Source organism: Microbulbifer maximicatervae (SeqCode), from assembly GCF_052467065.1.
In genome coordinates this window covers 2,881,119-2,900,487 of sequence record NZ_CP174299.1, presented here as the reverse complement: position 1 = coordinate 2,900,487, position 19,369 = coordinate 2,881,119, and the positions used below count along the sequence as shown (strand labels likewise).

General features: G+C 47.2%; 15 protein-coding genes. 9 read left to right on the top strand and 6 right to left on the bottom strand.

Features of this window, described 5'->3' with window-relative positions; genetic code table 11:
* Positions 1–49 precede the first annotated feature (49 nt).
* From nuoG to ACJJI1_RS12725, 9 genes are all read left to right on the top strand, one after another.
* Positions 50–2,893, top strand: coding sequence for an NADH-quinone oxidoreductase subunit NuoG (nuoG, locus tag ACJJI1_RS12765; protein WP_444956886.1), 2,844 nt, complete (start codon positions 50–52; stop codon positions 2,891–2,893).
* 2 nt (positions 2,894–2,895) lie between these two features.
* Positions 2,896–3,852 (top strand): NADH-quinone oxidoreductase subunit NuoH, encoded by a 957-nt coding sequence (nuoH, locus tag ACJJI1_RS12760; protein WP_282934030.1) that lies wholly within the window; start codon positions 2,896–2,898, stop codon positions 3,850–3,852.
* A 31-nt stretch (positions 3,853–3,883) separates the two neighbouring features.
* The gene (gene nuoI / locus ACJJI1_RS12755) at positions 3,884–4,402 is read left to right on the top strand and encodes an NADH-quinone oxidoreductase subunit NuoI (protein ID WP_444956885.1); all 519 of its coding nucleotides are present in this window, start codon (positions 3,884–3,886) and stop codon (positions 4,400–4,402) included.
* A 37-nt stretch (positions 4,403–4,439) separates the two neighbouring features.
* Complete coding sequence (gene nuoJ / locus ACJJI1_RS12750; protein WP_413664586.1) at positions 4,440–4,949, top strand: NADH-quinone oxidoreductase subunit J; 510 nt, start codon at positions 4,440–4,442, stop codon at positions 4,947–4,949.
* 4 nt (positions 4,950–4,953) lie between these two features.
* Positions 4,954–5,271, top strand: coding sequence for an NADH-quinone oxidoreductase subunit NuoK (nuoK, locus tag ACJJI1_RS12745; RefSeq protein ID WP_444892930.1), 318 nt, complete (start codon positions 4,954–4,956; stop codon positions 5,269–5,271).
* A 1-nt stretch (position 5,272) separates the two neighbouring features.
* Positions 5,273–7,111 carry an NADH-quinone oxidoreductase subunit L gene (gene nuoL, locus ACJJI1_RS12740; RefSeq protein WP_444956884.1) on the top strand — a complete coding sequence of 613 codons (1,839 nt, stop codon included), beginning with the start codon at positions 5,273–5,275 and terminating at the stop codon, positions 7,109–7,111.
* Complete coding sequence (nuoM, locus tag ACJJI1_RS12735; RefSeq protein WP_444956883.1) at positions 7,108–8,706, top strand: NADH-quinone oxidoreductase subunit M; 1,599 nt, start codon at positions 7,108–7,110, stop codon at positions 8,704–8,706. The genes nuoL and nuoM overlap by 4 nt, the downstream gene beginning before the upstream one ends.
* Positions 8,703–10,247 carry an NADH-quinone oxidoreductase subunit N gene (locus tag ACJJI1_RS12730; RefSeq protein WP_444956882.1) on the top strand — a complete coding sequence of 515 codons (1,545 nt, stop codon included), beginning with the start codon at positions 8,703–8,705 and terminating at the stop codon, positions 10,245–10,247. Before nuoM ends, ACJJI1_RS12730 begins: the two co-directional genes overlap by 4 nt.
* A gap of 73 nt (positions 10,248–10,320) precedes the next feature.
* The gene (locus ACJJI1_RS12725; protein ID WP_444956881.1) at positions 10,321–10,779 is read left to right on the top strand and encodes a hypothetical protein; all 459 of its coding nucleotides are present in this window, start codon (positions 10,321–10,323) and stop codon (positions 10,777–10,779) included.
* Between the two features lie 115 nt (positions 10,780–10,894).
* Here ACJJI1_RS12725 and ACJJI1_RS12720 read toward each other — a convergent pair whose 3' ends face one another.
* From ACJJI1_RS12720 to ACJJI1_RS12695, 6 genes are all read right to left on the bottom strand, one after another.
* On the bottom strand, positions 10,895–13,423 hold the full coding sequence (locus ACJJI1_RS12720; protein WP_444956880.1) for a TonB-dependent receptor plug domain-containing protein: 2,529 nt from the start codon (positions 13,421–13,423) through the stop codon (positions 10,895–10,897).
* Positions 13,424–14,189: 766 nt separating this feature from the next.
* Positions 14,190–14,897 carry an aspartate/glutamate racemase family protein gene (locus tag ACJJI1_RS12715; protein ID WP_444939852.1) on the bottom strand — a complete coding sequence of 236 codons (708 nt, stop codon included), beginning with the start codon at positions 14,895–14,897 and terminating at the stop codon, positions 14,190–14,192.
* 181 nt (positions 14,898–15,078) lie between these two features.
* Entirely contained in the window at positions 15,079–15,900 is an 822-nt protein-coding gene (locus tag ACJJI1_RS12710; protein WP_282934039.1) for an MBL fold metallo-hydrolase, read from the bottom strand.
* Positions 15,901–16,066: 166 nt separating this feature from the next.
* Positions 16,067–16,570, bottom strand: a complete 504-nt coding sequence (locus ACJJI1_RS12705) for a protein disulfide oxidoreductase (protein ID WP_444892922.1) — start codon at positions 16,568–16,570, stop codon at positions 16,067–16,069.
* A 15-nt stretch (positions 16,571–16,585) separates the two neighbouring features.
* Entirely contained in the window at positions 16,586–17,212 is a 627-nt protein-coding gene (locus tag ACJJI1_RS12700) for a thioredoxin family protein (RefSeq protein WP_444956879.1), read from the bottom strand.
* Positions 17,213–17,214: 2 nt separating this feature from the next.
* The gene (locus tag ACJJI1_RS12695; protein ID WP_444956878.1) at positions 17,215–19,245 is read right to left on the bottom strand and encodes a protein-disulfide reductase DsbD family protein; all 2,031 of its coding nucleotides are present in this window, start codon (positions 19,243–19,245) and stop codon (positions 17,215–17,217) included.
* Positions 19,246–19,369 lie beyond the last annotated feature (124 nt).

Genomic DNA, 19,369 nt, shown 5'->3' with positions numbered 1-19,369 from the left:
ACAACAACCCTGCCCCTGAAAGCATTAATAAAAAGAAAATGGATTTCAAATGCCAACCATCACAATAGACGGTAATAAATACCAGGTTGATGGAGATCAAAACCTGCTCACTGCCTGCCTGTCTCTGGGTTTGAATGTCCCCTATTTTTGCTGGCACCCCGCCATGGGTTCTGTTGGCGCCTGCCGCCAGTGTGCAGTTATCGAGCATAAGGACAGCGAAGATCAACGGGGCCGTTTGATTATGAGCTGTATGACGCCGATAAAAGACGGCGGTATTTACAGTGTCAGTTCGGAAGCTGCGAAAGATTTTCGCGGTTCTGTGATAGAAGACCTGATGACCAACCACCCTCACGATTGCCCGGTTTGTGAGGAGGGCGGCGAGTGCCACTTACAGGATATGACTGAAATGTCCGGTCATACCATGCGCCGCTATCAGGGTACCAAGCGCACCCATCGAAACCAGTATCTCGGCCCCTTTATCAATCACGAAATGAATCGCTGTATTACCTGCTACCGGTGTGTCAGGTTCTATCATGACTATGCCGGCGGCGAGGATTTACAAGCACTGGGTCGCAATCACCAGGTCTTTTTTGGCCGCAATACCGAGGGCATGCTGGAAAATGGTTTTAGTGGGAACCTTGTCGAAGTGTGCCCCACCGGAGTATTTACCGATAAGACTTTCAGCCAGCACTTTGTCCGAAAATGGGATTTACAGACAGCTGCCTCAGTCTGTGAACACTGTGCCGTGGGTTGCAACACCGCGCCTGGAGCGAGGGAATCCGGCAACAACCAAGACCCGATGTTGCGCCGTGTGGTCAACTTATATCACCACGATATCAACGGCTATTTTCTCTGTGATCGGGGGCGCTTTGGATACGAATATGTCAACAGTAAGAGCCGGATAACCCAGGTACTTTCTGCGCGCAAAGATGCCGTGATCAGCTCTACAGCAGAAACTGATGAACGTCTGCACAAAGAGGTTTCCCCCAAGGACGCAGTGTTCTCACTTTCAGAAAAACTCGCATCAGCTCAGAGAGGTGAGCACCGCTTAATCGGCATTGGCTCACCCAGGGCATCGCTGGAAAATAACTTCGCCCTATTAAAGTTTGTAGGATGGGATAACTTCTTCTCTGGCCTCAACCAGCGGGATATGCAGCTACTACACCTTGTCGATAGAATTCAGAGCGATGCCAATATCCACAGCCCGACCATCCCTGAGATAGAAAATTCAGATGTTGTATTGATACTCGGGGAAGATATCTACAACACAGCCCCCAGGGTTGCCCTCGCAGTTCGCCAAGCAGCACGGAGCCGCCAAAAAGAACAAGCTGAATCATTAAGAATACCCTTGTGGCAGGATGCTTCTGTTCGACAATTAGAGGGTGAACCCAGCCCGATTATTTTTATCGGCACTGAACTCAATCAGATCTCAGATATTACCTGTAAAGCGATCTATACCCTGCCGGAACAGGCTGCCCAAATCAGCCAGGCAATTGCCAATAATATTCTGGAGGTTAAAAGCAACAAAACTTCACTGAGTGCAGAGAATCTGGAGGAAGCTGAAAGAATCTCTGCAATATTAACTGCGGCCAAGAACCCAGTGATCATCTCTGGAACCAGCAGCAAAAATATCCACCTTACCCACAGCGCAGCCAAAATCGCCAGTGCACTGGCAGAAAAAAATGGCAAACCTACTTCTCTATACTTGTGTTGTGAAGAGGCTAATAGCTTGGGAGTTATTCAGCTGTTTGAGCCCGAAACCGGTTCCCTTGAGCATCTGATCACTGAACTCAAGAATGACAAAACCAATATCGATAAAACCCTAGTGATTCTGGAGAATGACCTCTCCCTAAGAATCGCGAGTGAAGAGTTAAACAGTCTGTTTGCCAGCGTCGACCATATTATTCTGCTGGACACCCTGCTCAATGAAACCGCCAAACATGCCGACTTAATCTTTCCTGTATCCGCAACGGCCGAATCCCAAGGGACATTTGTTAACAATACCGGTTTGGCTCAGCGATTTTATGCGGTCTATGAAGGCACTGGATATATCCAGGAGAGCTGGCGCTGGCTGGTAGATGCCGCTGGTTTTTGCACAGAACACTCCGAGAGTATCGACACTATTATCAATTGGAATCATTGCCCGGATATCACCGATTCCCTGGCAGAAAGTGTTGCTTCACTCAAGGTCATCAAAGATTTAGGGCCGGATGAAAACTTCCGGATTGAAGGGCTGAAGGTTGCTCGACAGACCGCTCGCTACAGTGGGCGCACGGCTATTCACGCAGAGGAACATGTCTCAGAGGAGCCCCCACACCAAGACCCCGATGCTCCTATGAGCTTTAGCATGGAAGGTGTGCACAATCCGAACCGATCACCGCTGCAAGCCAATATCTGGTCTCCCGGATGGAACTCCAACCAATCGATTTTCAAGTTTCAGCAGGAAGTAGGTGGCGAACGCCGTGGTGGTGCCTCGGGTAAATATATCCAGCGGCGAGAGCAAGCTCTATCGGAGTGGTCCTTGCCCACAGCCTCCGATGGCGATACAGATAGCGATAACCACAGTCTGGCGACACTGCCGATTTACCGAATGTTTGGTTCGGAAGAGCTCAGCAACCGCGCAATGGCCATCGCTACAGTGATCGATAAGCCATTCTTTACTTTAAATCGCGGTGATGCCGAAAGTGCCAACCTCAACCAGGGAGACACAGTGGCGTTAGACACCAATAGCGGTGTTTTCCGGGGCAGTGTGGTTATCTCCGATAGCCAACCTTCGGGCAGCCTGGGTGTGCCCTATGGTCTTCCAGGGCTTGAAACTCTTGCCCCCGTATTACCGGGTGGCGCCAATCTGTTGCCAGTGGAAGAAAGCTCCGCAATCGGGCAAGAGGACTAATTATGAGCACAAATATCTGGATCATATTGCTCAATATTTTCGGCGTATTGATAGTTACTGTGCTGCTAGCAGCCATTTTAACTTGGGGCGAACGCCGCCTATTGGGCTTTTGGCAAGATCGCCCGGGCCCTAACCGGGTAGGGAAATTTGGCACCCTGCAAGTTATTGCAGATATGATCAAGCTGTTCTTTAAGGAAGACTTCACTCCGAAATTTGCAGATATTCCCGTATTTGTACTGGCACCCACTGTAGTTATGGCAACCATGTTGATTGCCTTTGCTGTAGTGCCCATATCGCCCAATATTGGGGTCACCGACCTGAATATCGGTTTACTGTTTGTGCTGGCTATGAGTTCTATTGCAGTCTATAGCGTAATTCTTGGGGGATATGCATCAAATAATAAATATGCTCTGCTCGGTGGGCTAAGGGCTGCCGCTCAAACCGTGTCCTATGAAGTATTTATGGGTTTGAGCCTGATGGGCGTTGTTATGCTCTCAGGCAGTTTCAATCTGCGCGAGATTGTTAATGCCCAGGCAGATGGTTGGTTTATCATCCCTCAATTCCTGGGTTTTATTGTTTTCTTTATTGCCGGTATTGCCGAGAGCCGCAGAACTCCATTTGATCTTCCGGAAGCTGAACATGAGCTGACAGCGGGATTCCATACCGAATACTCCGGTATGAAGTTCGGCATGTTCTTTGTGGGTGAATATCTGGCAGTTATCCTAATTTCAGCGCTAATCACCACACTGTTTCTCGGTGGATGGCACGGCCCCCTACTGCCCCCATTTATCTGGTTTTGCCTGAAGACTGCCATTCTGGTTGGTGTGTTTATTCTTTTAAGGGCGGCGATTCCACGCCCCCGCTACGACCAATTAATGAAATTCGGCTGGAAGGTCATGCTACCTCTGGCCCTTATCAATCTACTGGCTACCGCAGCGGTACTTTTGTGGACTGCCTAGAAAATTAAAATAAGCGTGCGAGGCCAAAGAAATGATTTCAAGCCAGATTCGCAGCATGTGGTTGGTATTTAAACACCTGTTCCGGAAGAACGTTACCGTACAATACCCCGACCAAAAGCCCTACCTGGCTCCCAGATATCGCGGCAGGATAGTGCTCACCCGAGATCCCAACGGTGACGAGCGCTGCGTTGCCTGTAATCTCTGCGCCGTTGCCTGCCCTCCTGATTGTATTTCACTGCAAAAAACAGAAGATCCAGACGGCCGCTGGCGCCCCAAATATTTTCGTATCAATTTTTCCCGCTGCATTATGTGTGGGCTTTGTGAAGATGCCTGCCCAACCTATGCCATCCAGCTAACACCTGACTTTGAGATGTGCGAGTACGATCGGCAAAACATGGTGTACGAAAAGGAAGATCTTCTAATCAGTGGCCCCGGTAAGTATCACGACTACAGCTTTTATCAAATTGCAGGAAAGGCCATCTCAGGAAAGGACAAGGGCGAAGCTCAAAATGAGGCCGAGCCCATTAATGTAAAAAGCCTAAATCTCTGATTTCAATAAGGCTAATAACTAAAAAGAGGTTTTCCCAGTGAATTACATTTTCTACTTAACCGCTGCGGTTGCCATTGTCTCAACCGCCATGGTTATCTTTCACAAGAACGCGGTCCACGCGCTACTATATCTTGTCACTTCACTTTTATCGGTTGCCGTTATTTTCTACCAGTTTGGCGCTCCCCTGGCAGCAGCTTTGGAAGTTATTATTTATGCCGGCGCCATCATGGTATTGATTATTTTTGTCATCATGATGCTCAATCAGGGAGACGCTTCAGTTGCACAGGAGCAAGCCTGGTTACAACCCCACACCTGGATTGGCCCAGCCCTTCTATCAGCCATTTTGTTAATCCAGTTACTTCTGCTGGTTAGTAGTGGGCAAATTCCTTCAGAGCAAACCTATCACTATATCGGGCCCAAACAGGTCGGTATCGCACTTTTTAGCCATTACGTTCTCGCTGTCGAACTCGCTTCAATGCTGCTTTTAGCAGGGCTTGTTGGAGCTTTTCACCTCGCCCGACACAGAAGAACAGTCAAACCGGAGTGAAGCTATGCCTATCGAATCTGCACCTGGTTTGGAGGCTGGCGTGCTGTTGGCCTCCATTCTGTTTTGCTTGGGATTAGCCGGATTACTCATCCGAAGAAATATTATTTTCATGCTGATGTGTATTGAAATCTGCACCAATGCCGCAGCATTAATGTTTGTTGTCGCCGGTGCACACTGGGGCAATGCTGATGGACAGGTGATGTTTGTTTTTGTTGTCACCCTGGCCGCTGCCGAAGTAGCCATTGCACTGGCGCTGGTCTTGCAATTCTATTATCGCAAACACACGGTCGATATTGACCAGCTCAATGGATTGAGGGGTTAATATGAACGGATCACTAGCCTGGATACCATTGCTTCCCTTTCTTGGTTTCCTGACCCTCATCAGCATTCCACTCTTTACACAAAAGGAGCCCTCACAAAAGTTAGTGAGCCTGATTGGGGTGGGCAGTGTGGGAATCGCAGCGATTCTGGTTTTTAACCTCGCACTCTCCACCTTTCTGGGCAACCCGGAATCGGTCGTCACGCTGTCAGTTTGGCAGTGGATGCGAGTATCTGACCTCCAACTCGGCTTCACCTTTCATGTGGACTGGCTAACCCTGGTAATGCTGATGATCATTACCGGAGTGGGCTTCCTTATTCACTTATACTCAGCCGGATATATGCGTGAAGATCCGGATTTCCGCCGCTACTTTTCCTACCTGAATCTATTTGTCTCTGCCATGTTAATTCTTGTAATGGCGGACAACCTGGTACTTCTCTATCTGGGATGGGAAGGCGTTGGTCTTTGTTCCTACTTGCTCATCGGCTTTTGGTATAAGGACCCCGCAAACGGCGCGGCCGCGCAGAAGGCATTTATCGTCACCCGCGTCGGCGATACTGCCATGGCGATCGGCTTGTTCCTGTTGTTCTTTGAGTTCTCAACACTAAATATACCGGAGCTCATCACAGCAGCAGGGAATCCCGGGGTCAATACTCAAATTGTCACTATCGCTATGCTGCTGTTACTGGGTGGCGCTGTGGGTAAGTCAGCTCAGATTCCACTCCAGACCTGGCTTCCCGATGCGATGGCAGGCCCCACTCCCGTCAGCGCCCTTATCCACGCTGCCACCATGGTGACGGCCGGGGTCTACTTGATCGCCCGCATGCACCCGCTTTATCAGCTGTCTGGAACCGCCATGACAGCTGTAGCCATTGTCGGCGCTCTGACTCTATTAATCTCCGGATTCAGTGCTATCGCACAAAGTGATATCAAACGGGTCCTGGCCTATTCAACCATCTCCCAGATTGGATATATGTTCCTGGCCCTGGGTGTGGGTGCCTGGTCAGGAGCCATCTTCCATTTGATGACCCACGCCTTCTTCAAGGCTCTGCTCTTCCTCTCCGCGGGGTCAGTAATCCTCAGCGTACATCACGAGCAGAATATCTTCGCCATGGGCGGCCTCTATCGCAAAATCCCCTTTACCTTTATCTGCTTTACCATCGGTTGCGCCTGCCTGGCAGCACTCCCATTTACATCCGGTTTCTACAGCAAAGATCATATTTTGCTCAGTGCTTATGAATATCATCAAGGAGTAAACCTGCTTTGGCTTGCCGGTCTATTAGGTGCGCTGGTCACAGGGATTTATAGCTTCCGGGTTCTGTTTCTTGCATTTCTGGGCAGTGAGGGCAGCGCTTCCTCACACTGTAAAGACGCCAATAACACGGTGATGATCCTTCCCTTGGGCCTCCTCGCCGTACTTGCCCTATTTGGTGGAATTCTCGCTCCACCTCTCCAGGGAGTCTTTGGCACCCCAACCGATGAACACCACTCCTGGGTCATTGAAGCCATTGCCATTGCTATGCCGCTGATCGGCCTGTTTATCGCTTGGAAAATGTTCCTGTTCGAGAAGAAAGTTGGGGAGCAGCGCTCTCCACTAATGCAGTTTTGGTTTAAGGGATGGGGTTTTGACTGGGTCTATGACCGGGTCTTTGTAAGACCTTTTAAATTTATCACCGCCCTTAACCACAAAGATATTATCGACAGCATCTACAAGGGTACCGCTTCGCTGAGTGCACATCTAAATAACGCCCTCAGCTCTTCACAAAATGGCCAAATACGTTGGTACCTGGCCACCTTTGTAGCCGGATCAATTTTATTCCTAGCCCTGTTGGTGGCTCTATGACATTACTGGCAATAATTATAATTTTATTTGTTGGGGGAATATTAGCCTGGCTGGCAGAGAGACATCTCTATGAGGGTGGACGCTTAATCAGCCTGGTTTCCCTGATAATCGCATCCCTGCTCTTGATCAGCTATTTTCCCCAGGCAGAGTCCACAGCTGTTACAGGTGACAGTCAGTGGTGGGATAGCCTTTTGATATCGTGGATACCCAGGTTTGGGATCAGCTTCCATCTGGCGATTGATGGACTCAGCTTTCTTATGCTGCTACTGACAATGGGGATGGGAATCTTTGGGTTAGTAATGACCTGGAATGATGTCACCTTCCGGCGCGGCTTCTTTTATTTTAACTACCTGTGGACACTGGCCGGTATTGTCGGTGTGTTTACCGCTATCGACCTGTTTTTATTCTTTTTCTTCTGGGAAGTCATGCTGATTCCCATGCTGCTGTTGATTGCAGTTTGGGGCTATGAGGGCAGAGTCTACGCTGCGATAAAGTTCTTTATTTTCACCCAGGCAAGCAGCTTGTTAATGCTGATTGCCATCGTTGCCTTGGCATTTATCCACTATCGGAATAGCGGACAACTGACCTTTAACTATATGGATTTGTTGGGTGCTCAACTGCCTGCAACAGCAGCTTATTGGTTAATGCTCGGATTTTTTATTGCCTTTATCGTCAAGTTGCCAGCGCTGCCCTTCCATACCTGGTTACCTGACGCCCATACCCAGGCCCCTACTGCCGGCAGTATTCTGCTGGCAGCGATTCTATTGAAAACAGGAGCCTATGGTTTATTACGTTTTACACTGCCCTTATTCCCGGAGAGTTCACAAGCTTTTGCACCGGTTGCAATGACCATTGGAGCCATCAGTGTGGTCTACGGCGCATCGCTAGCATTCGCTCAGAAGGATATGAAAAGACTTGTGGCCTATTCCAGTGTGAGCCATATGGGATTTGTTCTATTGGGGCTCTACGCGCTGAATACTATCGCCCTGCAGGGCGCAGTGATGCAAATGATCGCCCACGGTTTGAGTACCGCTGCTCTCTTCGCATTAGTAGGCGCACTACAGCATCGTCTCCATACTCGGGATATGAGCCAGCTCGGCGGTGTCTGGCCTCTTCTGCCAAAGCTATCCGCCGTTGCACTCTTCTTTGCCATTGCCTCGCTGGGACTGCCTGGGCTCGGTAATTTTGTTGCCGAATTCCTGGTGCTTGTTGGTAGCTTTAAAGCTAATCACTGGTTAACGGTTATTGCAGCAATTGGGCTTATTGGAGCAGCACTCTATGCACTATTGATGATGCAGCGTGTCTTCTTTGGCAAGTTTAATGACAAATTGAAACCCGCTACAGAGGGGAAAACTGTCAGTGATCTAAGCCTCAGGGAGATCTCTGCGCTTCTTTCACTGGCGGTGCTTCTCGTGATCTTCGGGCTCCGCCCCCAGCCTATCTTTGATATCGCCGAGCCTACGATTGCCAAATCAATGCAAAAATTTCAGCCCCCCGAAAATGAAGAAGTCGTCATAGAAAAGACAGGGCCGGAAACTTCAGCAAGCTTAGCCTCTCCTACTGCTAAAAGCGCTAATACAGGTACATCTCTATGAGTGCCCAAGAACTATTTTCTATCCTACCGCTTTTACTGATTAGTGCCGGTATTGTAATTTTGCTGCTCCAAGTATCCTTCTGGAGAAATCATGCGGGCGCTCTGGTTACAACTCTTATCACTTTGGTAGCCGCTATCATTGCCTGTTTCTGGGTTGGAGCCACCCTATCGGGCAATAACGGGTCCATTCAAGTGACTGCCCTACTCTCGATTGACTACAACTCATTGTTCTTCTGTCTGCTGATATTAGTTACCGCCATAGCCGTCAGCGTTATGGGATACAACTACTTAAAGCTTCGGTGTGACCTGAATAGAAATCCGGATAGCTATCCAGAAGAGTTTTATATACTACTTTTGCTCGCCATTTTGGGAGCAAGCACCCTGGTATTTGCCAGCCACTTTGCCACCTTTTTCCTCGGTATAGAATTAATTAGCCTCGCACTTTATCCACTGTTGGGATTTGCGGTTACTGGCAATTTGTCCTCAAGCAAAGATCAAGTAAATTCCCTGGAATCTGCCTTTAAATACTTAATCCTTTCAGCACTTTCTACCGCTCTCGGGCTATTCGGTATCGCATTAATTTATGCGGCGTCTGGGGCACTGGACTTTGGCAGTATCGCTACACGGATACAGGATCTTTCACAGACTTCTGCTCTTTTTGCAACCGGCGCCACTCTGCTGGTCATTTCTGTTGCTTTCAAGTTATCACTGGTTCCATTTCATATCTGGACACCCGATGTATTCCAGGGCGCACCTACGCCTACGACGGCGTTGATCGCCACGGTGGGAAAAACAGCCGTAATTGCCTTTCTGTTGCGATTCTTTAATACCTTAAATCTCTACCAGAGCCCTATTCTTATTGACTTACTGACAATCGCCGCCATAGCTAGCATGCTGATAGGAAATTTATTGGCCCTGATGCAAAACAATATCAAAAGGCTGCTGGCCTACTCCTCAATCGGCCATATCGGCTACTTAATTGTGGCGTTTATCATCGGCAATAGCGCGTTTGGTACAGAGGCGGTTATTTATTACATGGTCGCCTATGTCATTACTACACTCGGAGCCTTTGCAATCATTGGCCTAATAGCCGATTCAGTGGAGGCCGCCCAACTAACCCATGGAACAAATGTCAGTGACGTGACCAACAGTGCAGACGATCCTTATCACAGGGACTTTTACCGGGGATTACTCTGGCGTAGTCCATGGCTGGCGAGCTGTCTTGCTCTAATGCTGTTATCTCTGGCTGGAATTCCCTTAACTATTGGGTTTATTGGGAAATTTTACGTCTTTACCGCAGGTGTTGAAGGAAAAATGTGGGCTCTTCTCGCTGGTGTGGTTATTGGTAGTGCATTGGGCCTCTTCTATTACCTTCGTCTTCTACTTACGATGGTACAAAGAGATGCCATTGACACTAGCAGTAACAGCGAAACGTTACAAATTACCACTTCAGGGCAATTTTTAATCGCAACTCTCGCTGCCGTACTGGTTTTTTTCGGAATATTTCCACAGGTCCTTATTAACTGGATAAATGCTATATAAAGTAGAGAGCGAGTGCTGATGTAAAAATATTTTAAAGCCCAGGCAATAGCCTGGTCATCAGAGGGTACTTACTATGAAGACTTTCAAACAAGCATTTGAAGTCATCAAGGATGCTGAAAGATTTCACCTGGAAATGGCAGCTGTTTACGAGACCTTACTGGATAAATCAGAGGACTACCGAACCCAATTGCTATTAAAACACATGCTTGAGCATGAGCAGAGAATGGCGAAAAACCTGCAGAACTACAATGATGTAGCGCAAAATAAGGTGATGAAGACATGGCTGCAATACACCCATGAAGAAAGTGCCAATGACTTTATTCGCCGCCTCAATCTGAGTGATCCACCGACAATTCGTGAAATTAATATTATGGGACGAGAGGTAGATCGCTATTTCTCAGAACTCTATCAGGCGGTGTATGGGGCAATTGAGTCGATGGAGGTGAAAGAGGTGTTTGAAGACCTGAAACAAATACAAGATAAGGAAAGAATTACCTTATCTATGGCCACAAATTCACTGTGGGATATGTAAAAACCCCGCTACTTACAGCGGGATCTAATCGTCACATAATTCTGCAGTCGGCTAACCCGGTATCAAGAAACACCAGGTTAGCCAGCTACAAAATTCCAGCTACAGCTGGGATTACTTAGAACTCATACTGCGCTCTTACGTAGTACAGAGCTCCATTGAATCCCATAGGTGCCGTTTCCGGATATTCCGCTCCAGCAACACCGGACCAGGGGTTTTTATCTGGATAGTTGTTGAATACGTTTTCCGCACCTGCGATCAAGGTCATGGAATCATTGAAGTCATAAGCAGCCTCAATATCCACAGTCCACTCATCACCGGCATCAATGGGCAAGCTGTAATCGTCCAAATGTGCTTCCCAGTAGCTACCGTAGTAGTTAAGTCGCACTAGGCCCCGCCAGCTGTCACCACTATGGGTGACAGATGCATTACCACGCACTTCTGGTAAGCCATCCTCCAGCTGCCTGATACGCATTTCATCCATGGTATCCGTACTGAAATCGGTAACTTCTGTTTCCGTCCAGTTGAAAGCCAGGTTGAAATCTGTCGCATCACCGAGTGGGTAAGTCGCCACCAAGTCGATACCCTGGGTTTGGGTATCGAAGTCATTGGTGTAGAAACGGAAATATTCAAGGGAATCAGCACCACTGATGCCATCCTGAACCAACTGATCCCGCTCTTCATCAGTCAGTTCCTGGTTAGCAGATTGAGTGATTCGATCTGTTACATCGATGAGGAAGTAATCCAGGGTAATATCCCAATCACCTGCGGCAATAATTGTACCGAAAGTGAAACTCTGAGACTCCTCTGGCTGCAGCTGCTTACCGCCTTTCAATACTGCAATGGGGTTGGTTGCCGGAATAGTTCCCCGGTTAGCCAATGCGCCATTGGTGTAAGCCGTAGTGACATTGGTAATGTTGGACTGACCCGGAGTCGGAGCACGGAAACCGGTGCTCAGCGTAGAGCGCAAGGCAATCACATCGTTGATTGTATAGTGGGCTGACAATTTGAAATTGGAAGTATCTCCGAAGTCAGAGAAATCTTCCCAACGCAGTGCCGCACCTAATCGAAGAGCTTCGACGACTTCGAGTTCGAAGTCGGTGTAAAGTGCAATATTATCCCGGTCAAATGTGCCTACAACCTCAGGACCAAAACCAGAGAATCCATTCGAACCAATCAGGAAACCCTGCTCCGCCAGATCACCAACTTGCCAGGAGGCAGTATCACCCTGTTTGACTTCAAACTCTTCTTCACGCCATTCAAAGCCCGTGGCCATGAACAGAGGCATTCCGGCAAGTTCTGTGCTCTTTGTCAAATCAATATTGAAATTGGTTTCAGTTTGAGCATAACCACCAGGGCTAAACTCAGTCGGTGTATCTGGGCCCAAAGTAGCGTTTATCGTATTATAAATATTGAAATCTACTTCGTTATGGCCTCTACTGGCACTTACGTCGTAGCCAATCCCATCGGCAAATTCTCCCCGTATGCCGAAGACCATAGAGTAATCCTCAAGATCTCCACCGAATCTTGGCGTAAACCCTCCAGGGAACATTTCTGTATAAGAAAAACACTCATCGAGATCATGAGCTTCCGACACACTCACGTTCTGGCAATCATTAATACCGTTACTAGGATCTAAGTCACCAATTAGAGGACGGATGAATACTTCATCGTCATCTATAACGCCATTCCCGTTTACGTCTATCTTTTCCTCATATGTAAAAACCCCAGATCGGTTCTCGGGATTTCGGAAATAGAACCCTCCTTCAGTAGAACGACTCGCATAGTTACCAAAGGCATACAGCTCAGCAGTATCATTTAGCTCTATGGCACTGTTAACAAAGAACTTGGTGTCGTCATTAACTTCTGGCTGGCCCCAGATCTGCGCAGGATTGGCAACATAGGTATTGCCATCGGCGATCAACTGGGCTGCATCATCCCGCTGCACACTGCGGCTGGTAGAATCCTGCTCACGATACTCAAGGCTGACATTCACAAAACCAGAGTCTGTCAGAGGCAGGCCAAAATTCGCCGCTATCGTACTCTGATCACCATCACCTTCAGCGGTAGTTGCATACTTGGCTTCAACCGTGCCGCCCTCAGCTGCATCCTTTAACTGAAAGTTGATAACGCCGGCAATCGCATCGGAGCCATATTGGGCTGCGGCACCGTCACGCAGGACCTCAACCTGTTTCAGAGCAATCGCCGGAATTGCAGAGATATCTGGCCCCTGGGCACCATCTGAAACACCACTTCCGAGGAAGGAAATGACGGCAGCGCGATGGCGACGCTTGCCATTTACCAGAACCAGTGTGCTATCGGGTGGCAGTCCACGCAGGTTTGCAGGGCGAACGATTGAGGCAGCATCAGAAATTGGCTTTGCATTAACGTTGTAGGATGGAACAACGTTTCTAAGCAGGTTACTGAGATCTCCATCACCCTGGTTTACAAATTCTTCTCCGGTCACGATATCGATGGGAGCGGAGGAATCTGTAGCGGAACGCCCTTCAACACGGGTACCGATTGTTATCACTTCCTCAAGGAGTGCATCTTCAGCAAAAGTGGGACTGCTTAATGCAGCAATCGAAGCTGCCAGCAGAGAGGGAGCGCCACAGGCCGTAAGCCAGCGCTTCTTTTTTTCATTCATAGGAGAAATACCCTGTTTTAGTTATCTCTTATTTTCTTCCGAGCCAAATCAACCAGCTTTCACTTAAACCAATTTGTGCGTTACAGCAAAAATAAATTGGCTAATTAAGGTAGTGCTCCAGGAGATCAATAAAAATTTTTTACGCACTTGAAAGCTCGCTTATGCAGAGGGAGGTTACCACCAATACATTCACTGCAAGAAGTGTGACAACCAGAGAAAATGCCAGAAAAACTACAATTTGCAAGAGCAAAAAAGGCAATTTAAAAATTAAGAACGACTAAAAATGTAGATACTGACAAAACTGCCAAAAATAAAATAAATCTAATTAAATAATTAAATTAAATTCTATTACAAGAGGAAGCAAAATAGAGCGCACATACACAAGAAGGGTATATCCCAAATAATAACTTCTACAGAGGACAAATGAAACTTATTTGATGACTTGAGGTAAAAAAACAACCTTAGCCTACCGTAATAAACATGATAAATATCATTTCCACAAACAAATACTGTGAAGATATTTTATCTTGTCAGCTCTAACTCACAGACAAACATCCACAGAAAACCCACTTAACAAAAGAGGTTAATACTAAAAAACTAACGAATATGGGACAAGCAAACCTAACAAGAGTAGATTTGTGTTATAAAAAAACCACCCACTGATACACTTCGAAGCTAGTAGAGTGGCTTTAATGGATGTCACAGTGGAGCATCAGTCTAACTTTTGGTTGACAAAGATATCTCTAAGTAAACCTAGCAACACTATTCAACAATCAAGTGCGAACTTTATTGCGGCTTGAGCGTGAATCTCTGTGGAGTTCATCAGGTGAGTAGAGGTATCCTCTTGCGAAAGCAACATGCAAATCTCTGTACACCCTAGGATCACACCTTCGGCACCTCGATTGGATAGCAAATCCACAACACGAATAAATTCCATTTTTGAACTGTTAAGGACTCTCCCCTTACAGAGCTCTTCGTAAATAACCCTGTGGACTATCTCTCTATCGCTGGGCTCCGGAATCAAAACCTCAATCCCATACTTTTCCTGCATATAGCCACGATAGAAATCTTGCTCCATAGTAAAAGCTGTCGCCAACAAGCCGACGGTCTTTATCCCTCTGTTCTTAAGTGCTTCAGCTGTAGCATCACCAATATGTAAAAAAGGTACATCAATAGTCTCGATAATATCTCCAGCTACTTTATGCATAGTATTAGTGCACAATAAAATGCCCTCAGCACCAGCTTTTTCCAGGCATATTGCCGCCTCAACCAATAGATTACTTGCCTGAGCCCAATCACCCTCCATTTGTAACCGTGCAATTTTTTCAAAATCGACGCTATAAAGTAGAATTTCAGCCGAGTGCAGCCCTCCTAACCTTTGAGCAATTCCTTCATTAATCAGGCGATAATAAATTGCTGTACTCTCCCAACTCATTCCACCCAAAAGGCCAATCTTCTTCATCTTTGAGCTCATCTAATATCCCTTAATACATGTTGCAAATACTAACATGAGAGAGTCGAAAGACTGATTGTAAATTGAGGGCATTCAGGAATAGCGACAACTTAATTAAAAGTACCAATTTATATAAAATCGGTACTCACTTATAAATTACATACGGACGAGATTTAATACTTTTCTTATTCTTAGTGAAAGATCAATAATCAGACACTTCTGTAGGATCAACCCGCATACAAGAAGCTATTAAGTTTCTCTTACTGAAGTTGTAACCGGACACGACACTCATCAAGTTTTCCCTTCCCAATAGCCGGTGGGTAATCTCACCAAGAGGCAATCCTTGCCGGTCCAATTCCCGTGCTTCAGTTGCAAGATTTAACAAATAATCATACTTGGCTTGTAAGCGGATTTTTCCTTTTTCTACAATCCCTCTATGAGGACAAAATATAATATCAAAATCATAGGTGAGCACTTTTTTGATACTGTGCATTAAAGTTGGAATACTTTCATCTTTACGCAATAGCTTTAACTTACTAGCTACATACAGATCAGCAGTGAATATCCACCCTCGATCCTGAACCAGATAACAGGTCATGTCTTTGGCATGCCCTGGTGCGGGGATAACAACTACCTTTTCGCCGGAGAACCTTAAATCTTCCGGTAGTGGCGCAGCTTCCGCACGCCCGGCCCTCCCCCAAATCAGCATCTGTATTGGCGGTATCCGAAAACCTCTCTTTAATATCTCTACTGTCGCCTTAGGGGCTCTTGGCTGTATACCAGTAAGCTTATAAATTGCGCCGGCGTTACCACTATGATCTTCGTGGTGATGGGTGAGGACTAATTGCCGAAAAGGTTTATTTTTTACAAACCACTTGACGTATTTCCACTGGTTACTGGGGCCGGCATCGATAATAGTGTCACCCAACCGATATACAATAAACGTTGTATTGATACCAAAGTCGAAACGGCCGACCCTTTGCGCATCCAGATCTTGATAGTCAAAAGAATCAATAACCGACACGCCACTCTCCAGCGCAAGAGACAGACCTTTAAGGAATTATAGAAGTATATCTATAAGGGCTGTCCTCCCCGGCAATTGAGCAATTTTTACGCCAACCATCGCAGGCTCGGGGAAAGAGAGTTTGATATAAGCTTAAATACGACAAAGTGACATTAATGGTGACGAGCTACTTTGTCATTTTTAAACGCAACTGCAAACCCAATTTGGATGTGGCTCCAGTAGTGACCCAGGCAACGCGCCCGTCAGTGTCGACAATCAGCAAGGTTGGCGTCACTTTAACGCCCCATTGGGCACTTAAAACACCATATGGATCATTTAGAGAAGGAAAAGCAAGTTCGTGATTCCGCATATATTCGGTAACCACCTCTTCTGTTCCAGACTGCATCGCAACACCAACAACCTGGTAATCCCGAGACAGGTCAGTCACAGCGGGGGAAACTATCCGGCAATAGGGGCACCAGGTTGCCCAAAAATAAATTAATACTGGACCTTTAGGGTACATTTGCTTTAGATCAATAAGATTTCCCTGCAGCGATTGCCCCTCTAACTGAGGGGCCTGGTTCTCAGGGATATCTCTTTGGTGGAAATAACCCACGGCAGTAACCATTAGTACCACCAAGGTGATAAATATCAACGCCTGAATCAGGTAGCTATAACGAGCTTTTTCCACCCCAAATAAACTCCTTTAGTACTTCACACTACACCCATAAGCCCGCGACGAGGACTTGGGCACAGCCAGTCCCTTCAGTGAAGCATCCAGTGCAGCAGAAACATAATTGTGTGAACTGCCTATAACCGCAGGATTGGCGGAGTCATTATCATCAATGGCTCCAGCATATACGACTTCCCCCTGAGGATTAATGATAAACATATGCGGGGTAGTTTTAGCTCCATAAGCACGCCCCATAACTCCAGAGGTATCCAGTAAGAAGGGTACGCTTGTGCTGAGGTTGTGACTCTGTGCAACTGTCATAGCCTGCTCAGGCTCCAAATAGCCCTGCTTTCCTTTAGCGGAAGAAATTACCGTGAGCCAATTTACTTTCTGTGCTGTATACCTTTTTTGAAGGGACTGCATATTACCACTGCCATAATGTTTCCGGACATAGGGGCAATCTTTATTGAACCATTCAATAACCAACCATTGGCCTGTGTAATCGGAGAGATTGTGAGGTTTTCCAGCAGCATCCACTACTGAGAATTCTGGCGCTTTTTGTCCAGGAACGGCTGCTGCCAACACAACACTCGACAACATCAGGAATAAAAGCAAAATTCCTTTAAGTATCGAATTACTCACGTTGAAAAATAATTTCATAATTAACCATCCTCACTATTAACAGTTAAGTGCTTACTAAACAGTGCTGCAATTAAAGACTCTTGTAGCAGTGGTGGAAGTAACTCTGGTTTTTTCTCTCCTGCAGGATACCATGCATATACAGGTACAGAGTTCCTCCCTAAATCCTGTAAAGCTTGGGTAATTTCAGGGTTATAACGCGTCCAGTCGGCCCGAATTAGAAGCACGTTATTCTTTTTAAATAATGCTTGTACACTTGGGGTATCAAGCACCAGCTTTTTATTTACCTGGCAGGTAATACACCAGGCTGCGGTATAGTCAATAAATACAGGGCGCCCATTATCCAAGGCTTCCGTCAACAGTGCCTTGTCATAACGATGCCAGTCATCCGCCATTTCTGCAGGTTGCTCACCACCCTCCATACGGATTGCCGGTAGAGATATTAGCAAAATAGCAGCGACACAAATCAGGCCCGCTGCTCCCCCCTTTTTGGAAAAATTTTTTACTAGCCAGATTGCAAGAGTAACAACGAGCAACAGGCTTAAACCGGCCAACCAACCAGAGTCCCCAGCTAGGCGCCCTAAAACCCATAGTAGCCATATCACCGTTGCGTAAAGCGGAAATGCCAGAAACTGACGCAACTTCTCCATCCATGGACCTGGAGCTGGCAGATGCCTCAGTATTACAGGACTTGCACACATCAAAATAAATGGCACAGCGAGCCCTAAACCGAGGCATAAGAAGATGAGTAGAGCCTGAAGTGGAGGAATCACCACCGCTGCTCCCAGAGCTGCTCCCATAAATGGACCGGTACAGGGGGCCGCAACAAAGACAGCTAAAACACCGGTGGTAAAGGAGCCACGGCTACTGGAGCTAGCAAGCCCCATTAATCGGTGCCCAAACTCAAAAAAGCCGCTAAAGGATAAGGCCATCAGCCAGAAGAGCATAATTAACCCAATTACCACAACCGGTGACTGAAGTTGAAAACCCCAGCCAACGGCCAACCCTCCCCAGCGTAGCGCCAATAAAGCAAGCCCCAGGGCAAGAAAAGTCACCATAATACCGGCGCTATATAGGAAAGATTCACGCAAACGTTCGGTTGGGCGATTACCACCGTTAATCAGTCCAAATAGCTTGATGGACAGCACCGGGAAAACACAGGGCATCAGATTCAATAGGAGACCGGCAATAAATGCTAACAGAAGTAAAAGCCATATAGAGGTCGCGCTCTTCTCAATTTCCACTTGGGATAAGAGGGGGGCAGAGACTTTCCAGGCCCGGTCCGAGTCTGTAATCACAAAATCGCTGCTTTCAATAATCTCAGAGCCTGGCAGACGCTTGAACTTATAGAGGAGAGTTTCATCTTTGCGCTGAACTTCTGGCTCAGACGCAGAGTACAAGTCACCATTTACGGGGAAAATACTAGGTATTTCATCGCTACGATTCCCACTGAGCTGCAAAGTAATATGCTCACTACCTCGCGCTGAAATGGATACTGGTTGCCACGGGCTCTCACTTTCTCCCCCTGGAAGCCTGTTGGCAAAGTAATTCCTTAACGCCAGATCTGTAGCTGGCCAAGCCGCCTGCTCTGCAACCGGCCGTACAAGGCTCATAGTGGCAAAGCCCGGTATGCAATCCACTTTACAAACCAACCACTCCAGGTCCGCATGCAGGGTAACCTCTTGCGTGCGCTTATCTGGGAGGAGCTGGAACAGGTAGGCAACATTCCCGGAGTACCCCAGGTTAGTAAGATGCTCTACCCGGAGGCGCGTTGGGAATGGCCATTCGATCGGCCCTAATAAAGCACCCTGAGCCTCCATATCAAACCGTGGAGCCGCCCCTGAATCTCCAGCATTACGCCAATACACATGCCATCCAAGATCTACCTCAAAGTAGAATCCAACCGTCTCTCGCATTCCTTGGCGAAATGTATCAGGTGCCAGCCAACGCACCTTGACATGATCACCAGATGCCGTCTCCTGTGCTACAGGGAGACCCGCAACCAACAGTAACGTCAAACAGCAGATGTTGATCAGCGTGGTCTTTATTTTCAATGTGATTCTCCTTCTCGCCTAATCAACTGGTACTTCCCCTTTGGGTCAGATACAAGTTACAACATTGGCCTCCCCCATCACAAAACGAAGTCTCACTATACTCCGATCATACCTAACCTAAAGA